Origin of the sequence: Spirosoma flavum (genome assembly GCF_042686045.1) — a bacterium.
GTDB lineage: Bacteria > Bacteroidota > Bacteroidia > Cytophagales > Spirosomataceae > Spirosoma > Spirosoma flavum.
This window is the reverse complement of record NZ_JBHUOM010000033.1, coordinates 1-16,127: the sequence shown is the minus strand read 5'-3', so window position 1 is coordinate 16,127 and position 16,127 is coordinate 1. Positions and strand designations below refer to the sequence as shown.

16 protein-coding genes are annotated in these 16,127 nt (G+C 46.6%); 9 read left to right on the top strand and 7 right to left on the bottom strand.

Annotated features, from left to right (window positions below):
- Positions 1–149: 149 nt before the first annotated feature.
- The 7 genes from ACFS25_RS27245 (at position 150) to ACFS25_RS27215 (ending at position 7,956) form a co-directional block, all read left to right on the top strand.
- Complete coding sequence (locus tag ACFS25_RS27245) at positions 150–569, top strand: DUF6331 family protein (protein WP_381507632.1); 420 nt, start codon at positions 150–152, stop codon at positions 567–569.
- A 154-nt stretch (positions 570–723) separates the two neighbouring features.
- Entirely contained in the window at positions 724–1,332 is a 609-nt protein-coding gene (locus ACFS25_RS27240) for a hypothetical protein (protein WP_381507630.1), read from the top strand.
- Positions 1,333–2,272: 940 nt separating this feature from the next.
- Entirely contained in the window at positions 2,273–2,545 is a 273-nt protein-coding gene (locus ACFS25_RS27235) for a hypothetical protein (protein WP_381507628.1), read from the top strand.
- 1 nt (position 2,546) lies between these two features.
- On the top strand, positions 2,547–3,212 hold the full coding sequence (locus ACFS25_RS27230) for an ATP-binding cassette domain-containing protein (protein ID WP_381507626.1): 666 nt from the start codon (positions 2,547–2,549) through the stop codon (positions 3,210–3,212).
- A 481-nt stretch (positions 3,213–3,693) separates the two neighbouring features.
- Entirely contained in the window at positions 3,694–4,188 is a 495-nt protein-coding gene (locus ACFS25_RS27225; protein WP_381507624.1) for a transposase, read from the top strand.
- Complete coding sequence (locus ACFS25_RS27220) at positions 4,118–5,026, top strand: IS3 family transposase (RefSeq protein WP_381507621.1); 909 nt, start codon at positions 4,118–4,120, stop codon at positions 5,024–5,026. Before ACFS25_RS27225 ends, ACFS25_RS27220 begins: the two co-directional genes overlap by 71 nt.
- Before the next feature lie 542 nt (positions 5,027–5,568).
- On the top strand, positions 5,569–7,956 hold the full coding sequence (locus tag ACFS25_RS27215; RefSeq protein WP_381507618.1) for an ABC transporter permease: 2,388 nt from the start codon (positions 5,569–5,571) through the stop codon (positions 7,954–7,956).
- Positions 7,957–8,220: 264 nt separating this feature from the next.
- On the opposite strand, the gene ACFS25_RS27210 is transcribed toward ACFS25_RS27215, so the two are convergent.
- Positions 8,221–9,210 (bottom strand): phosphotransferase enzyme family protein, encoded by a 990-nt coding sequence (locus ACFS25_RS27210; RefSeq protein WP_381507615.1) that lies wholly within the window; start codon positions 9,208–9,210, stop codon positions 8,221–8,223.
- Between the two features lie 367 nt (positions 9,211–9,577).
- Between ACFS25_RS27210 and ACFS25_RS27205 the strand changes: the two genes are divergently transcribed.
- Positions 9,578–9,907, top strand: coding sequence for a hypothetical protein (locus ACFS25_RS27205; protein WP_381507612.1), 330 nt, complete (start codon positions 9,578–9,580; stop codon positions 9,905–9,907).
- Between the two features lie 63 nt (positions 9,908–9,970).
- Here the strand turns inward: ACFS25_RS27205 and ACFS25_RS27200 are convergent, their stop codons facing one another.
- From ACFS25_RS27200 to ACFS25_RS27180, 5 genes are all read right to left on the bottom strand, one after another.
- Positions 9,971–10,921: a DUF6624 domain-containing protein gene (locus ACFS25_RS27200; protein WP_381507610.1), complete on the bottom strand. Its 951-nt coding sequence runs from the start codon at positions 10,919–10,921 to the stop codon at positions 9,971–9,973.
- 23 nt (positions 10,922–10,944) lie between these two features.
- Positions 10,945–11,301 (bottom strand): hypothetical protein, encoded by a 357-nt coding sequence (locus ACFS25_RS27195; protein ID WP_381507608.1) that lies wholly within the window; start codon positions 11,299–11,301, stop codon positions 10,945–10,947.
- A gap of 64 nt (positions 11,302–11,365) precedes the next feature.
- The gene (locus ACFS25_RS27190) at positions 11,366–12,259 is read right to left on the bottom strand and encodes an IS3 family transposase (protein WP_381507606.1); all 894 of its coding nucleotides are present in this window, start codon (positions 12,257–12,259) and stop codon (positions 11,366–11,368) included.
- A 2-nt stretch (positions 12,260–12,261) separates the two neighbouring features.
- Positions 12,262–12,543, bottom strand: coding sequence for a transposase (locus tag ACFS25_RS27185; protein WP_381507604.1), 282 nt, complete (start codon positions 12,541–12,543; stop codon positions 12,262–12,264).
- Positions 12,497–13,222, bottom strand: coding sequence for a hypothetical protein (locus ACFS25_RS27180; RefSeq protein ID WP_381507602.1), 726 nt, complete (start codon positions 13,220–13,222; stop codon positions 12,497–12,499). The genes ACFS25_RS27185 and ACFS25_RS27180 overlap by 47 nt, the downstream gene beginning before the upstream one ends.
- A gap of 397 nt (positions 13,223–13,619) precedes the next feature.
- On the opposite strand from ACFS25_RS27180, the gene ACFS25_RS27175 reads away from it, so the two are divergent.
- Positions 13,620–15,287, top strand: coding sequence for a S41 family peptidase (locus ACFS25_RS27175; RefSeq protein ID WP_381507600.1), 1,668 nt, complete (start codon positions 13,620–13,622; stop codon positions 15,285–15,287).
- 253 nt (positions 15,288–15,540) lie between these two features.
- On the opposite strand, the gene ACFS25_RS27170 is transcribed toward ACFS25_RS27175, so the two are convergent.
- A partial coding sequence (locus ACFS25_RS27170; protein ID WP_381507597.1) for a WG repeat-containing protein occupies positions 15,541–16,127 on the bottom strand: 587 nt, incomplete at its 5' end.

The window sequence follows — 16,127 nt, the reverse complement described above, 5'->3', positions numbered from 1 at the left end:
TAACTTGAAGAAGTATCTGCGCTTTACGCCCGTTGAACAGAGCGGAATGGTAATCGCTCTATCAATACCTGACCAGTTTTGTTTTATACTGATCTACTTTTGCAACAGCCACGGCACTTATATAACAACAAAAGCGTTTATAGACCCTTATGTCTCGGACAGTTTCAATAGGACCTGATAAAGAAATGAAGTTGCTTGAATTTGATTATAACGCCAGTTCTGTATTAGAATTGGATAAACTTCTAGGCAATTCAAGTGACGCTATAGGCAATTACAGTGACGTTGAGGGTTCGTTAGGACAGCTTTGGAACAAGTTAGAGACTAATTGCATTGCGGGTTGCTGTGGTATTGACGCCTTCGCATTTTGGCCAGAAGATATCGCTATAATTGTTAAAGAACTTGATAAGAAAGAGTTGCTAGAACAATTAGTCCAGTTGAAAAATCGAGTATTAAATAGCAGTCAACAAATTGTCTATTATCATCGATTCAATTCTCTCTTTGCCAAGTTGTCTTTCTTAGAACTACTTGATTATTTAATCGAGGAGGTCAAGAAGCTATCTCTGAGTTAAACAATTCTTCTATTGACCATTAGATTTGATAAAGTTGTTTTCATAAAATAATCTCTTTACATATTTTTAGTTATAAAACCGCCCTTCAATAAGTACAAAATGCGATTAATTCGAAGGTGATCGTCATTTTGCACTTTATCTTAACCATACCCTTTTGAAAACAGTAGTTGTCGCTCTGAAAGCAGTGGGCATTGCTCTGCTCTGCTTGATTAGTATACCCTTTCTCTTTTTTCTCTTCATCCTTCAGTCAACCGACGGGCCAGAGATTGATGGCTCAGAACTCGTCCATAGCCAATCGTTCCAACACCTCCACCAGCTGGTCCATCAGCTCAATAATACGAGGGATATTATGGTTGTACCTCGGAGCAAGTATTTACCTCAGAACGAGTATATAGTCATTGATAAGCTAGCCATTAACTTGGCTAAGCGAACGTTCGGCAGCGAGCCAACCCAAGGCGTCCACCAATCGTATGAGCTAGCAAGTATGCATAAGTTTTCATCCCTGGACTCGTTATTGGCCCCTCGGCACCTGGATAGTACAACGGTTTATCAAATCACAGGGGCGATGAAGACGACTAATATAGAGTACGTAGAAATTACGTATAAAGTAATTGCCTACCGTTGGAAGCCAACCTCCTGGCGGTACAGCGAAGAAGGCATACTGTATGTGGAAGATGATATGGTAAATCGCTCACAGTATAAACTATTTGAAGCGATAGGGCCCAACTTTTATCACTATGCTCGCCTGACTAGATCGAACTAAAATCTACTTACTATTCATATTGGCTAAGGGTCAAATATTGAACTTTCTATAGGGTAGTTGTATAACTAAGGTGGCTGTTGCAAAAGTCTTGAATGGGCTCGAAAAGCATAAATTGGATACCCGTTACGCCCTAAATCAAGCTTAAAATTGCCGGTTCAACGAACTCGTCCACAGTCGTGTCGATTTTTGCAACAGCCACCGATGTTATGATAAGCTGAAAGAAAAGTTAAACAAAACCGAGTTTTGTTTAACAAGTTAGCCAACGCTTTTTACTGAATAAAATTTAGCCGTCAATTTCCCTAGCCTTTATCTCGACATAAAATGTTCAGCTTAATCGATACTAGTCATTGGTTGGAAATGTACTATTTTCAGAGTTGCCTAAATTGAAAACTCAAAGGAGAGCTTCTTTAAATAATACAACTTTATTTTTTTGCTAATTCGTCTAGTTAAGCGCTTGGCCAAATGAACGCTTATCATGACTTACAATGATAAGATAACGTTTAGCTTCGATTCCTGAAATCGTTCACGAAAAGGTTGCGTTATCTGAACGCTCACTATGAAATGTACAAAATATCGAAAAGTATGAGATCAGCTTCCCTTTATTTCAGATAACGGTAAAATACTATTTGAAGATCAGATTGGGCCTCTTTAAACACCCGAAGCATCACGATCCACCGTTGCGGGCGTGGTCATGTTGGAAGCATATACACGTAAGATACATCGTCTCACTTAGGAGCATTTTTTGAGATTATTTCGAGCCAGAGATAGCAGCTCTTTTAAAATTATGAAAAAGCCAAGTCGATCAGACTATCAGAATAATAGTGGAGGTTAGTTAACTCACTGTTGAAATCATAAATAATCTTAAACAGCTTGCAGCCAGAGCCTTTCTAAACGGATTGGTCGTAGATTGGGATGCCCAACAAAGCATAAGCAATTGACTATGACCCGAGCTTTTTGGAAATTCTACACCGACCTGACCAAGTTTAATCTGTGTCTGTCCCTATTAGTTACTTTCGTCAAAAGCCCAGCCGAAGGCATTCTGTTGTTTGTCACGGGGGGGATGATTCTGAGTCTGGTTGCCTATGAATATTTTCATAGCCATGAATATTACCTTTATCATAATTTGGGCTTGACCAGAATGCGTCTAATCCTTAAGGCATGGCTCTTGAATGTGGGCATAGCGGTCGTATTAGGAGCCTTTCTACTGAGCTGATATGCACTTAGCCATCGACAAGCTCGAGAAAAGTTTTGGTAAACGAGCCATCCTCAAACTGAATAAGCTCGATCTACAGACAGGGGAAACGGTTGGCATTTTTGGCCGAAATGGATCAGGCAAATCTACCCTGATGAAAATCTTGTTTGGAACCATGAGAGCAACCGCCAGTTCACTCTATCTGGATACTGTGCCATTCGACCCAGCCACCACGATTGCCAGGAAACTGATTGCTTATCTGCCTCAGCATAGCTTTTTACCGGGTGGTTTCAAAGTCAGGGATATCATTCCCTTAGTGATTGCTGATGGAGAAGCCCAAAATCGGGTCTTTTATTCGCCGGGTATAGCCTCCTTTGAAAATCAGCGGATTGGTTCACTCTCCATGGGTCAACTAAAATACCTAGAGTTTCTTTTAGTCGCCTATCTGGACCACCCTTTCTTATTACTGGATGAACCCTTTTCCATGATCGATCCCCTATATCACCAGGTTATTAAAGAGGTGATTGGTTCTTTAAAAGCTAGCAAAGGTATTCTGGTAACCGACCATTATTACGAAAACGTTTGGGCGGTAACGAATCGGCACTATATCTTGGTTGATGGGTTACTATTGCCCATTGAAACAAAGGAAGAATTGACCAAACATGGTTATTTGCCTAGCCGAAGATAATTTGACGATTACCTATCAAATCGCAGCAGGCACGAAGTTTTGGGCACAGGTATTAAAATCACTCCTTATTTTCAGCTAGAGCGTACAAGGGGATTGTGCAATTAATCGCACCCGACATGCATTAAGAAATAATGTCAGGTGAAGTCGTGTCCCACACATTTTCATTTGGAGGTTAAAATAAGTGACCCCGCTCGACATAGGAAACGGCAACAAGACTTAAGGTTAAAACAACCACCGTTACGAATAGGATAAAAGCTGGCTTTTTCAGCAAAGAATATTTTTCCATGATTACAACAGTTTTAATTGTTTGCGAAGATACGGTCAGTCTAAATCAGTTGGAGTTGATTAAGTTTTTTTAACGGTTTAAGTATTTTCATCTATTAATTTATTAGTCCCGACTGAACTGGAAAATTTTACCTTCAGATTTACTGATTGTCTTAGCCTGATATAGGTTGTCAATTTTAACCTAAAATTGACAACGATGCAAGACCACATTCGCGACCTGCTCAGCCGCTTTCAGTACAGCGAGCAACTCCGAGAAACGGCCGTTTTTCGTATCCTCTTTGGTGGAGAAGAGGTGAGCCAGGTGATGGAAGATTTAGGTATTCACAGTGGCTATACCCTTCGCAGTTGGGTACAAATTTATCGCCAAAAGATGCAGACCGGCCTGCTAACTTTACCCGCCATGAAGCAAGCACAAAAGCGCGACATGGCCGCCTTAAAACAGCGAAACGAAGAGTTAGAACAGACTCTACAGCAAGCTAATCTGCTGATCCTGGCACTCAACACCATGATTGAGACCGCTGAAAAAGACGGGGGCGCCCGTGCGCTTAAATGTGCCGATAAGAAAAAAGTCTGGCACCAAACGGTCATAAAACTTCGTGAGAACGAAATAGCAAAGGTGAGTGTCGGAAGCCTTTGCCGACTGTTTGCCGGGCCGCCGGAGCGGTGTGAGCCGACAAGCTTTTCACGCTAGAAAACAACGCTCTCAGCGATCGGTGAGCCACGCAATGTTAGTACTGGACCTAGTAACAGCGCTCAGGCGAGACGTTCCTGGCTTGGGAACTCGAAAATTGCACCTTCTGCTGGCAGAACCGCTGGCCAAAAGTGGCATCAAATTAGGAAGGGACAAGTTGCATAAGATCCTTCAGACTCACGCTATGGTCATCCGCCAGAGTCGACAGGCACCCCAGACAACCGATTCGAATCACCGCTTGCAGCGATATCCTAACCTACTTATTGATAAGGTGATAACGGCTCCCAGGCAGGTTTGGGTTAGTGATATTACGTACTTGTATATTGGGTTGGGATTTGGTTATCTATCGTTAATAACGGATGCGTATTCAAAGCTGATTGTGGGTTACTGCCTTCATCCATTCTTGACGGCAGAAGGCAGTCTAAAGGCCCTAGATATGGCTCTATCAACCCATTTGGAAAGGGAAGAAGAACTGATTCATCATTCTGATCGAGGCAGCCAATACTGTAGTTTTGACTACGTTCACAAGTTGAAAGGGGCGAATATTTTGATCAGTATGACTCAGCAAGGTGATCCCTACGAAAACGCCATCGCTGAACGGGTCAATGGAATTCTAAAGACGGATTTCCGCCTGAACCGAGTGTTCGTTACTTTTGAGGAGGCTGAGAAGGCGGTACACAAAAGTATTTACAATTATAACCATCTGCGGCCCCACATGAGCTGTGGTTACCTGACTCCGGTGATGGCTCATCAGAGCGAGCAACCGCTAAAAAAGCACTGGAAACCGAAGGTATATAAACGGTCGAGGGTTGTCCGCGACCAAGGCCAGTTTGGGTAAGTAAATCCGTTTTAACTACTTTGACAACGCTATATCAGGATTAAGATTAACCAATACTTTTTGACTCAAAAACTGACAACTTATTTTCAGGATCGGACAAACGGTCAACGCTTTTCAGGACGGGTCAGATAGTTCGCGGTGTCATTAAACGCCCATTTTGAGAAGCAGATAGATGATAAAACCTTCGTCTTATGCAGGAGCGTTTATGTGAGAATACAAGGGCAAAAGATCAGTAACGACCATTGCAGCTCTATTACGCTGTTCACAAGTAAACGGTGGTTTATAGTGTGACAAAATAGATTTACAATCCTATCATATTGGTCTTACTAAAGTCATTTTCCTGCTTTTACCAAGCGTTATAGGTTTACTCTTTCAATATAGGTAGCCCTAAAAGCGGACAACCTCGGTCGAATATGTCCGAAACCGTACAGCCATTGTCAGCTATAGGCTCTTTAGAGCTTATCAGGCTGGTTTTTGGGTGTGGTACGATAGTTGACCGATTGCCGTTATTAATGCCTTATCTACCGTATTAGCTGACCATCATGTTCCGCAACTATTTGAAAATTGCCCTCCGAATTCTGTGGCGCAACAAGATATACGTGGTCATCAATGTAGTGGGCCTAGGATTTGCTATTGCCTGCTGTCTGCTAGCCTACCTCCACTTTAATTACCGGGCCAGCTTTGACCAAACCCATCGCCAGGCTAACGCTATCTACCGGCTCAACAGCCTACGGGTTACGGACCAGGGAACTCAGGCGTGGGGCGTCTCGCCCATGCCGCTAGCTGAAGCCATTCAGAATAGCGTTGCTGGCGTGGAGCGAATGGCCCGGCTGTATAGTACTACTGTCGTGGTGAAGCGGGGTATGAGCACCTTTACCGAACGATTGCAGTATGCTGACAAAAATCTCTTTGCTTTTTTCAACCTGCCACTTAAACAGGGTAGCCTCGCCCAATTTGACCAGCCAAATCAGGTTATTATCAGTCAGGCTATGGCCGATAAATACTTTCCCCACCAGATGCCTATTGGCCGAACCCTGACGGTCGCTGAATCGGACAGTACTGAAAAAACCTACACCGTTGGGGCGGTGGCCCAACCAATTGCGGCTAATTCAAGTATTCAGTTCGACCTGTTGACCACCTTCGAGAATGGGTTGAAGGCGGGGCGGGTTGACCCAACTGACTGGGCCAAGTCAACCTTGATTACGACGTTTGTCGAAGTGAACCAGAAGCAAACGATCAGCCACATAGCCACCAACCTCAAGCCTTACGCAGCTATTTACAACCGCAGCCATCCGGACTGGACCCTGGCGGGCTTCTACCTGCAACCCTTCCGGGAGCTAGCGACCAGTTCCGATGTGGATATGCCCGGATACGTGCAGGGGAGTGAGTTGACGACGAACCCACGGGGCGTGCTGGTGATTGTTCCGGCGGTTATGTCGCTGTTTATCCTGCTCATTACCTGCTTCAATTTCACCAACATCTCCATCGCCTTTGCCAGTGGTCGATTGAAGGAAATAGGCATTCGCAAAGTGATTGGGGGCGTTAAGAACCAACTGATTCGTCAATTCCTGACCGAGAACCTGGTGCTTTGTTTATTGGCTTCGGCCATGGCCCTGCTTTTCGTCAGTCTGTTACTGCCCGCCTTCAACCAGGTTACCGGGATTAATCTATCGTTCAACTTTAGTCAAAACTACGGTTTATGGTTGTTCCTAGTCCTGATGCCGGTCGGTACGGCCCTGTTTTCGGGCCTGTATCCCGCCGTCTATATCAGTTCGTTCCAACCCATAACGATTCTAAAAGGCAAAACCACGTTTGGCTCCTCGAACCGGTTCACCCGCTTTTTGCTGATTAGCCAGTTCAGCCTGTCCTGTTTCGCCTTAGTGGTGGGGATCACGCTAAGCCAAAATGCGGCCTATCAGCAGCAGGCCGATTTTGGCTATGCCATCAATGAAGTCGCCGTTGTCGAGGTTCGTAATGCGCAGGAGTATGCCACCTTACGGCAAGCCATTGGGCAGCACCCGCAGGTGAAAAGCCTGGCCGGAGCCAGTCAGCAAATCGGAGAGAATTCATATACCGCTACGGCCCAAACCGATAAACAGCAGGTGCAGGCGCAGGTAGCCCACGTTGGCGGCAAGGCGTACCTGAACAGCATGGGGATTCGTCTGGCGCAGGGTCGTCATTTTTACGAAAGCGGTTTGGATGCCGACGCATCCATTCTGGTCAACCAAACGTTTGTGCAGCAACTGCACCTGCGGCAACCGCTGGGGCAGCGTATCCGAATCGACAGCGCCAGCTACACGATTGTCGGTGTGGTGACCGATTACAAAGAGTATGGCCTACATGGGCTGGTGCCCCCCTGCATACTGCGCTTAGCTAAACCTGACGCGTATAAATTCATGGTGATTCGGGCCGATGAGCAGGCCTTGCCGCTGGTGGTCAAACAGCTACAAGCGGCCTGGCACAAGGCGCTACCCAATCGGTCCTACCAGGGGTTTTTACAGTCGGAGTTAATTGAGAAGGAAGTCCGCCTAAACCTGGGCTTCCAATCAGTGGCCTACTTTCTGGCTATCGTCACGCTACTCTTATCAGCCTCGGGTCTGTTCGCCCTGGTCTCCCTCAATATCGACCGACGGAGGAAGGAAATCGGAATGCGAAAGGTGCTGGGTGCATCGGTAGGGCAGATTTTAGGCTTAATCAATCGGGAGTTTGTGCGAATCCTGCTGGTTGCCTTTACGGTGGGCTCGGCGTTCGGCTACGGGTTTACCAACCAGTTTATTTTTCGCTTTATCTACCACTACCACCCCGATGCTGGCCCCAGTGCGTACGTGGCGACCCTGGTGATTCTTCTTTTTTCCTGCGGGCTGATCATCGGCATGAAAGTTCACCGAGCCGCAACGGCTAATCCAATTCACAGTTTACAGACCGAATAGGGAAGTTAGAGGCTTGTACGGATCGGTTATTGGTCAATTCAATTTTCAGTAATAGGAAGTGCTGGTCGGTGCGGGGCATGTTAAAATCGGTACATATCCGTACCGGGTGGACGTGTTAATGCGGTTACATTATACCATTTTGGGTCGCTTTGCCGTCATTGGCTCTAATTCCATGTAACACGAATTGAGCTTTTTTTGAGAATTTAGCAATAGCCTAACTGGATCAGCCAGTTTTACCCTGTACTCCTATCCTGCTTAAGTTGGCTAGTCCCAATAAGCTTCCGCCAAATGCCTTAAGAAACCGGTATAGACCTTCAATTGTGCCCCATGGACATAACTGTAAAACTGGTCATGGGTCGTGTGAAAGCCCATGTAAAAAAGCCAAAAGCCTAGACTCAGGTAAGGAACCAGGGCTAACTCCTGCTCACTAATCGGATGGCCGGTTTGATAGCTCTCAAGAAAAATAGCGTAGGCCTCCTCAAAGGCTGACGACGTCATCCTCCCAGCATAAACCTCCAGGGCCAGGTATTGCCAAAACGAAACCAGATCATTCACCAACCAACCGTAGCCCATAAAATCAAAGTCAAAAATGGTAACCGAATCCCCCTCAAAATGCATGTTTTTAGGTAGCAGGTCAAAATGGCAATAGCCCCTCAAGAATCCTGATGTGTCTACCTGATCTATCTTCGTCTCGACTTGGCGGGCGGCTTGCTGCAAGAAGAGGTAACTTTCCTGATCGGCGCCAAAGGCGGATTTTAACCGGTCCAGTGGCTGGAACAGGGTGGTATCCAAATCAAAAGTCCAGCGTTCTCCAGGCAATGTGATGGTGGATGACACTTGGTGAAAGCGCGCCATTTCATGACCCAGCGAGCGAAGCTGGCTGTTGCTCAGTAATCTCGCTGGCTGGCCGGGGGCATAACTAAAGAGCACCGCACAGCGTGATCCTTCCACTGCGTCCAGTTGTTGAATCGACTCCCCCATCCGATCCGCAATGGGATAAGACACAGATACGCCTGCTTGCTTGAGTGCCAGCAGCAAGGCCACTTCCGCCTTGACGTGGGACAGGCTTCGGTGAGTGGAGCGGTAGATCCGAAGAATAAAGCGCCCCTGGGCGGAGTCGACTAAATAGGTGTCACCCACCCCTCGAACCAGAAAGGTGCAGTGAACAGAGTCCAGTGAATAGCGCTCAGTGAGGAAATCCGCCAGGACGAGTGGGGAAAGCGTCGAATAGCTGGCGGGAAAAATCGATTTCATGGCAGCAAGATAAGCCTTAAGTGGATAGGCTATTAGAACTACATCTGCCAATCATCAAGCGGCCACTTATCGCTTCAGCATAGGAGCCTTATTTGAGATCAGTTGTATTAAATAGAAGTTGAGGATAATACACCAGAATTCATGATTCGCCTACTACCCTGTACGCAGTTCCCCGCGATGACTGCCCGGCTGGGATTAGCCGCTGTATTGGTTGCCGGGAGAAGTTCCAGCGGCACTTATGAACAATGGTAGTGTACACTGTCTGTTTTTAGTTGTATTATTAGGGGTTAGTTATCATAACTTTCACTTATATAACAACCTTAAAAGTAAAAGACGGATCTGTATATAAACGCGTAAACAACTGACCATGAAAATATTAGTGACCTTGGTATGCTTGCTAGTTGTAACAGCAAGTTTTGCCCAACAAAATTCAGTGAAGGAAAAAAGCGATTCATTGCAGAATCAGAATATAGACAATATGCCCATCCTCAAAGGGCAAGGGAATGCATTAGACATACCTACTCGAAAGGGGAAGGGGGATGCAATACCTATGCCTAACCGGTCTATGCCAGTTGCTTTTACTTCTGAAGAACAAGTTTCAGTTAGTTTGAAAGCTAAAAGCGAGCCCGTAAAGCATTGGTCAGTAGATTCATTGTTCCGAGTGCTGCCTAATACAACGCTGCCTAAGAAGAACTAAACAGTTATGGACTATCACATTTCGTATGGTAGCTAATAGGAAGTGAGACTTTTTATTGTTTAGCTAGTTGATGGGAAGCGTATACGCGAAACCATAAAGTTTCGCGTAAGTTACCAATGGAGATAAGCCCACTTCAGCCCGGCGTCGGTCTACATTTACTTCATCCTCAATGGGCTCAAAGCCGACCGCTTTACCACTCGCATCCAGATGAACTTGGGAGCCATACAACTGCTTCTGACCGTTTCGCACCCGAATCCGATCTACGGTTAGCGCCACTCTGGCTTTGGCCAGTTGCCCCTTAGCCGCTGCTTGTTGCAAAAGAGGTAAGTATTTTTCTTGAACCGCTAGCGGGGCATGTTGAATCACTAACCAAGCCGTCTCATTCTGTTTCTCACCCACTAAGCTTTTCCCTGGGTAGCCGTACTGACTGATGATGCGCTCAATTTTAGACAGATTGATTGAGTCAGCTTGGCGCATTTGCTCCCAGATCGGTTGAGCCTGAGCAGACTTAAACCCATACTGTTTGCCAATGGTGTCGATCTGTAGCCGAGGCCGTTGGTCTTCGACGAAGATCTGTTTAAGCTCGCGCTCAAGAGCCGGATTTCGCCCCTCGGCTATCTTTTGTTGATCAATGTACTGGTGAAAAACGCTCGCTAACGGGCTGTTCCGCAGACTATTCAGTTCTGGGGCCTCTATTGGGTTCTCCCATACATCCTCACTGATCCAAAAATCAATTGAGGCTGCTTGACGTAAATACGTTTGGGCTTGCTTTGTTTGGTCACATTGGTAAGCACAAACGGCGGCTCGTAAGGTACTCAGGGCGCTCTTTTGAGAAATGGCAAAGGCCTTTTGGTACTCCCGTAGACAAGTGCGACAATTGCCTTGCTTAAGGGAGGTGAAGGCTTTCTCCACCGCGTGCACATACGCCGTATCCTGATTGGCATACGTGGTTTGGCTAAGCGCAATGGTCGTGGACCAGCAGAGTAGCCCCCCGATATATAGACCCATTTTCATCGTGTCGTGCGTTTACCTATCGATCATTTCTTGTTCAGCCAGTTCATGTATTCTCCGGCTACCTCGTCGCCTTTATAGACCTTATCAATCACTTTCCCTTTATCGTCACGCACAAGTTGGAAAAAAGTATGATCATAATCCAGATAGGGCTTTAGGGTCAAATTCATTTTGCCTCGACTAGCGAACTCAATGGGTAGCAGATCATTGAGACTTGATGATAAGTCAGCCGTACCATAGCAAATGTAGATGGGTATACGTAAGCCTAGTAAGTGCTCCAAGTTTTTACTCGTTGAGAATGAATAGGTTGCGTACGGTGTATCCCCGCCTTCTGACTTCGTAGACGTGGGGTTTTTTAACACCTCACGCCAGTAAGCATACATACTTTCGATGGCTTCCTGGGCTTGTTGTTGGGTATACTGGGGTGGTCCCGTTTAGCCGGACACTTTACTTATGAGAGTTTAATAGAGAAACTGTTTGATAATATTGGTTTTCAAAGTTAATCGGTGAACGATAGCCTAGCGATGAGTGCAGCCTACGGACGTTATAATACCCTTCAATATAGTTAAACAACTCATTACGGGCATCTTCTAGGCTGATAAAACAGCCATCCTCCAGCAACTCGGCTTTTAAGCGGCCCCAAAAAGACTCGGCATGAGCGTTTTGGTAGGGATTATCCGTTTCCACCATGCTCTGCCTACAGTGCCATTTATCGAGCCGCTTTCGGAAACGGTGACCGAAATACTGACCACCTCGGTCTGAGTGGACGATCAAACCCGGTTTAGGTTGACGTTGCTTAAGGGCCTGGTCAAAGGCCTGCACAACTAGGCTTTCTTTCATGTGCTTGTCGACCCACCAACCGACGATCCGACGAGAAAATAGATCCATCCAACTGGCTAAATAAGCCCAATGTCCATCAGCCAAAGGCAAATACGTAATATCGCCAACCCACGCCTGATTAGGTGCAGTAGGCTTGCCAAACTCGATTAAGCGGTTGGGGCAAGCCGTTAAACCATGATTAGAGTTAGTCGTTTTGGGTACGAAACTACGAGGCTGAATGGCCCGCCAGTCCTGCTCTTGCATTAAACGACGTACCCGATGCCGACCAACCTTTACTCCCTGTTCTTTCAACGATTCCAGCACACGACGGCTACCATAGCGTCTGAAGTTTTCCCAGAAAATCTTGTCGATGGCTGTGGTCATGGCTAGATTGCTATCTGACGGAGTGAAGGTTGTTCCATTACGATATGAGTAATATGCAGTCTTACTGACATTCAGCACCTTACAGAGTAGTCGTACGGAAAAATTGGTTTCTTCCGACGCAATAAACTGATAAGTCATAGTCAGGTTTGTCGGCTGAAAATGGCAACAGCTTTTTTTAATATCTCTCGCTCCATCTCGGTTTGCCGCAGTTGCTTACGTAGGCTATCGACTTCTTGTTGAAGACTTTGATCGGTTTTCTTTTCCCCTTTGTCATTGGTCTTCCGCCAGGCATGAATTAGGCTATCGCTAATGCCCATCTTACGGGCTACAGCCATGATGGGTTCACCATTGGCTACTAGCCGCAATACATCGGCCTTAAACTCGGCGGTATACTTTCGTTTTGGTTGTTGGGATTGGTTCATGGTACACGAAGTTAAAAAAGTTTCGTGTCCGGATATTTAGGACCATATCATACTCCCCCAGGTTTGCCCGCTCACGCGTTTCCCTAAGTTGCGCCTGCCATCTGCCCTCTAACAAACCGGAGAACCCAATGAGGTGTGTGACGTTACGGTTTGTAGCCGCCACTTTTATCGCGATTGGATAGCCTTCTGATCCCCCACAAATGGCCACTTTCGCTTTGTCGATAAAGGGTTGTTTGAGCAAGTAGTTAATGACCTGATTGGTTTGATTCACGTAGAAATCAAGGTAGTTGTGATCCAGGTATTTTTGGGAGGAAAATCGGGGGTCTCGCGTTTCGACCGTACGGGCCATCGTCGCCGAATCGGCCATCAAGGCGACGCCTGGTTTAGCAATAGCCACGATGTGATACTGGTTGAGGTAGTCCTTGACCTTAAAGGGGAAGATAATGGCGGCAGTGCCTCGCTGGTAGCGGCCAAACAAGGGGATGGGCATGGAACCTTGCCGAAAAATAAGTAGCGGTTTGCGTTTCTTTAGCTCGTCTTGGTTGCCCACCACGATAAAGGTGGTGGTATCCTGGCCCGCCAAGATTCGAAAGACCGAGTACTGGTTATCAATGACGTCTTGACCAATCGTTCTGAGCGATATGCTCAGGAGTAGCAGACAAAGTATAGCCTTATTCATGCGCCCGTTATTCTATAATTGAGCACAAGTATTACTTTCCAACTTTGGGAAGCAAGGATTTTAACATCTGTTACAGATTTTTAACAATAAGCCTTTTCAAGCGACGAACCTGATGGTCTCTCAGGGGTAAGTGCGCCACTTTAACATCATGCCGTTGCAAAGCGAACTAGCCAACCTATCGAGTGTAAAAGCGTTTTCTTAAACGCCCCATTTAAGGAGCAGATACAGGAACGCCCCTTCGTCTCACGCGGGAGCGTATGTTGAGAATATGTGGCTAAAGATCTAAGCCATACTTAACACAGGCCAGTCGTGAGTCATTTAACATAGTTTAACCCTTCGGTTATAACATAGCTGAAGTACGATTCATAAGTTTGTGCCTACACTAAAGCCCCGTTGTATGCGCTACCTTTTCGTGCTACTCCTTCTTTCAGTATCCGCCGTCGCTCAGCCTTTGACCCAGACCCAAAAGCTCGTCTCGCTAGCCAAACTATGGGGCTTTCTTAAATATTACCATCCCGCAGTAGCCCAAGGTAAACTCGACTGGGATGGCCAGCTCATTCGACTACTGCCTGCCGTTCAGCAAGCCCAGGATGTTCAACAGCTTTCGACACGCTATCAATCCCTACTGGACGAGCTAGGCCCCCTGAAGCCTTGCCGCAAATGTTTGTCCCAAACCGAGATACTAGCCGAAAACCAGCCTAACCTTGACCTGTCCTTCCTGACTGATTCCCTCGTCTTCTCCAGTCCACTTCGTCACCGCTTAAGCTACCTCAGGGACAATCACTACCAAGGCGATAACTATTATGGAAAAACTCTGAAGCCTCAAGCGGCTTTAAGCTTCGAAAACGAGAAAGCTTATGACCAGATGGCGCTTCCCAATGCCGATTATCGGCTCTTGGCTTTATTCCGTTATTGGAATGTAATCCACTATTTCTACCCCTACAAATATGCCCTTGATACCAACTGGCGTGAGGTACTTCCGAAGCTGATTCCCCTGTTTGAGCAGGCCACTACCCCGTCGGCTTACCAGCTTGTTCTGTATCAGCTAACCGCTTCCATTCAGGATAGCCACGGCGTAATGAGCAGCAAAGATCCCGCCCGCTGTTTACGCTGTAATCTAGGCCGGCTTTGGCTTCCCTTTGAAGTACAGTTGCTCAACAATAAAGCCGTTATTACTCGCCTTTACTCGGATTCGTTACTACTTCCGCCCTTCCTAAAAATAGGCACCATCATCAGCCATATTGACGGCGAGACCATTCAGGCACGAGTTAGTCGACTTCGACCCTATGTATCGGCTTCAACTCCTCAGGCTTTGTTGCGGGATATGAGAGGGCTAATCGGAGCGGGGCTAGAAAAGCAGGCCTCACTCACCTTGGAATTGACTGGACGGGATACTACCGTACTCGTAACTTGCTATCCCTATCGAAAGCTAGGCACCAATTTGTTTCTGCCCATCAGCAGCCGCTATGCGGTCAGTAGCTGGTTGACTGACCAGATAGGCTATGTGAACATGGGTAAATTGATGGCTAAACAAGTGGATAGTGTGATAAGTGCTCTTTGGGGGGCCAAAGCCATCATCTTCGATTTGCGTAACTACCCACAAGATACCTATGGGCTAGTAGGTGCCCATTTAGTTAATAAAACACTACCGTTCGCCCGGCTGACGGGTCCCGACAAGCGTTTTCCGGGTACATTTCAAGAGGTAAGCCAGGTTGAACTCTCGCCCTCTAAACCACCAAGACAGTACCCCGGAAAGGTCATCGTTTTGATTAACGAGGATACCCAGAGCCAGGCTGAATTTACAGCTATGTCCTTTAGGCTGCATCCCCACGTCACGTTTGTGGGAGGCCCGACCGCTGGGGCGGATGGCAATATGGCCTGGGTGCCATTACCCGGTGGTTATCGTACCGCTTTTAGTAGTGTAGGGGTATATTATCCAGATGGTCGAGAAACGCAGCGGATTGGTATCTTCCCCGACATCTTAGTGCAACCTACCGTAGAGGGAATTCGCCAGGATCAAGATGAAGTGCTGGAACAAGCCAAGCGATTACTTGTAGATAGATAGCCCGCCAAAGATTAGCCGATCACTATCGAATTAAATAAATCAGCCATGTGCTAGATTCAACTGCATCTAAGACAATCCTTAATGGAAAAGTAGAGAATGCATTCTCAACAAATGCCCATTTTAAGAAGCACAAATATGAAGACTCCTTTGTCTCAGGTGGGAGCAATTACTGAGACGTTGTTAATTGGAATTAGGTGAACACTTCAGCGCGGGCTGTCCCATCGAGATCGTCAATATACTTACTGTCGAATGGCTAATGCCTGGGCACTTTCGCCCTAAACTTGCTACTTAACTCGTCTACTAGACTGCTGAGCCAAATGAAAATAAGCAGGCCAGCAATAATAAACAGCGCTTTCAGCTTAAAGGAGAAGCCCACGAATTGCGCCTGACCGTCCAGGGAGAGTTCATACCGAAGCCAGTAGCGCTCAACAATCGTCGTTACACGGTCAAAAGGGAATGCTTCGTCGTAGATGAGTGGAATAATCAACCGATTACTCGTATCGATAAAGCCATATTTGTCCTTCATACGAACCATCGAGAGGCCATGCTGATAAATCGAGAGGCCATGCTGATAATACGAAGCAAAATCATACGTCAACGGCGTGCGCACCTTGCCCGACTTGTCGATATGGCCGAACTTACTATGAATGGCCACGGCTGACCTATCTTCAGCGGTAAAGCCGGTCGCTTCATCGTACAAATGGGGGATGCGCAGCTTACCCGTTTTGTCAATACACCCCCATTTGCCATTTTTTTTGACCCAAAATAGGCCGTTGGTTGGCTTGCGCGTATCGGTATAATAGAAGGGAACGATCAATTCGCCTGTTGATGGGCTAACGT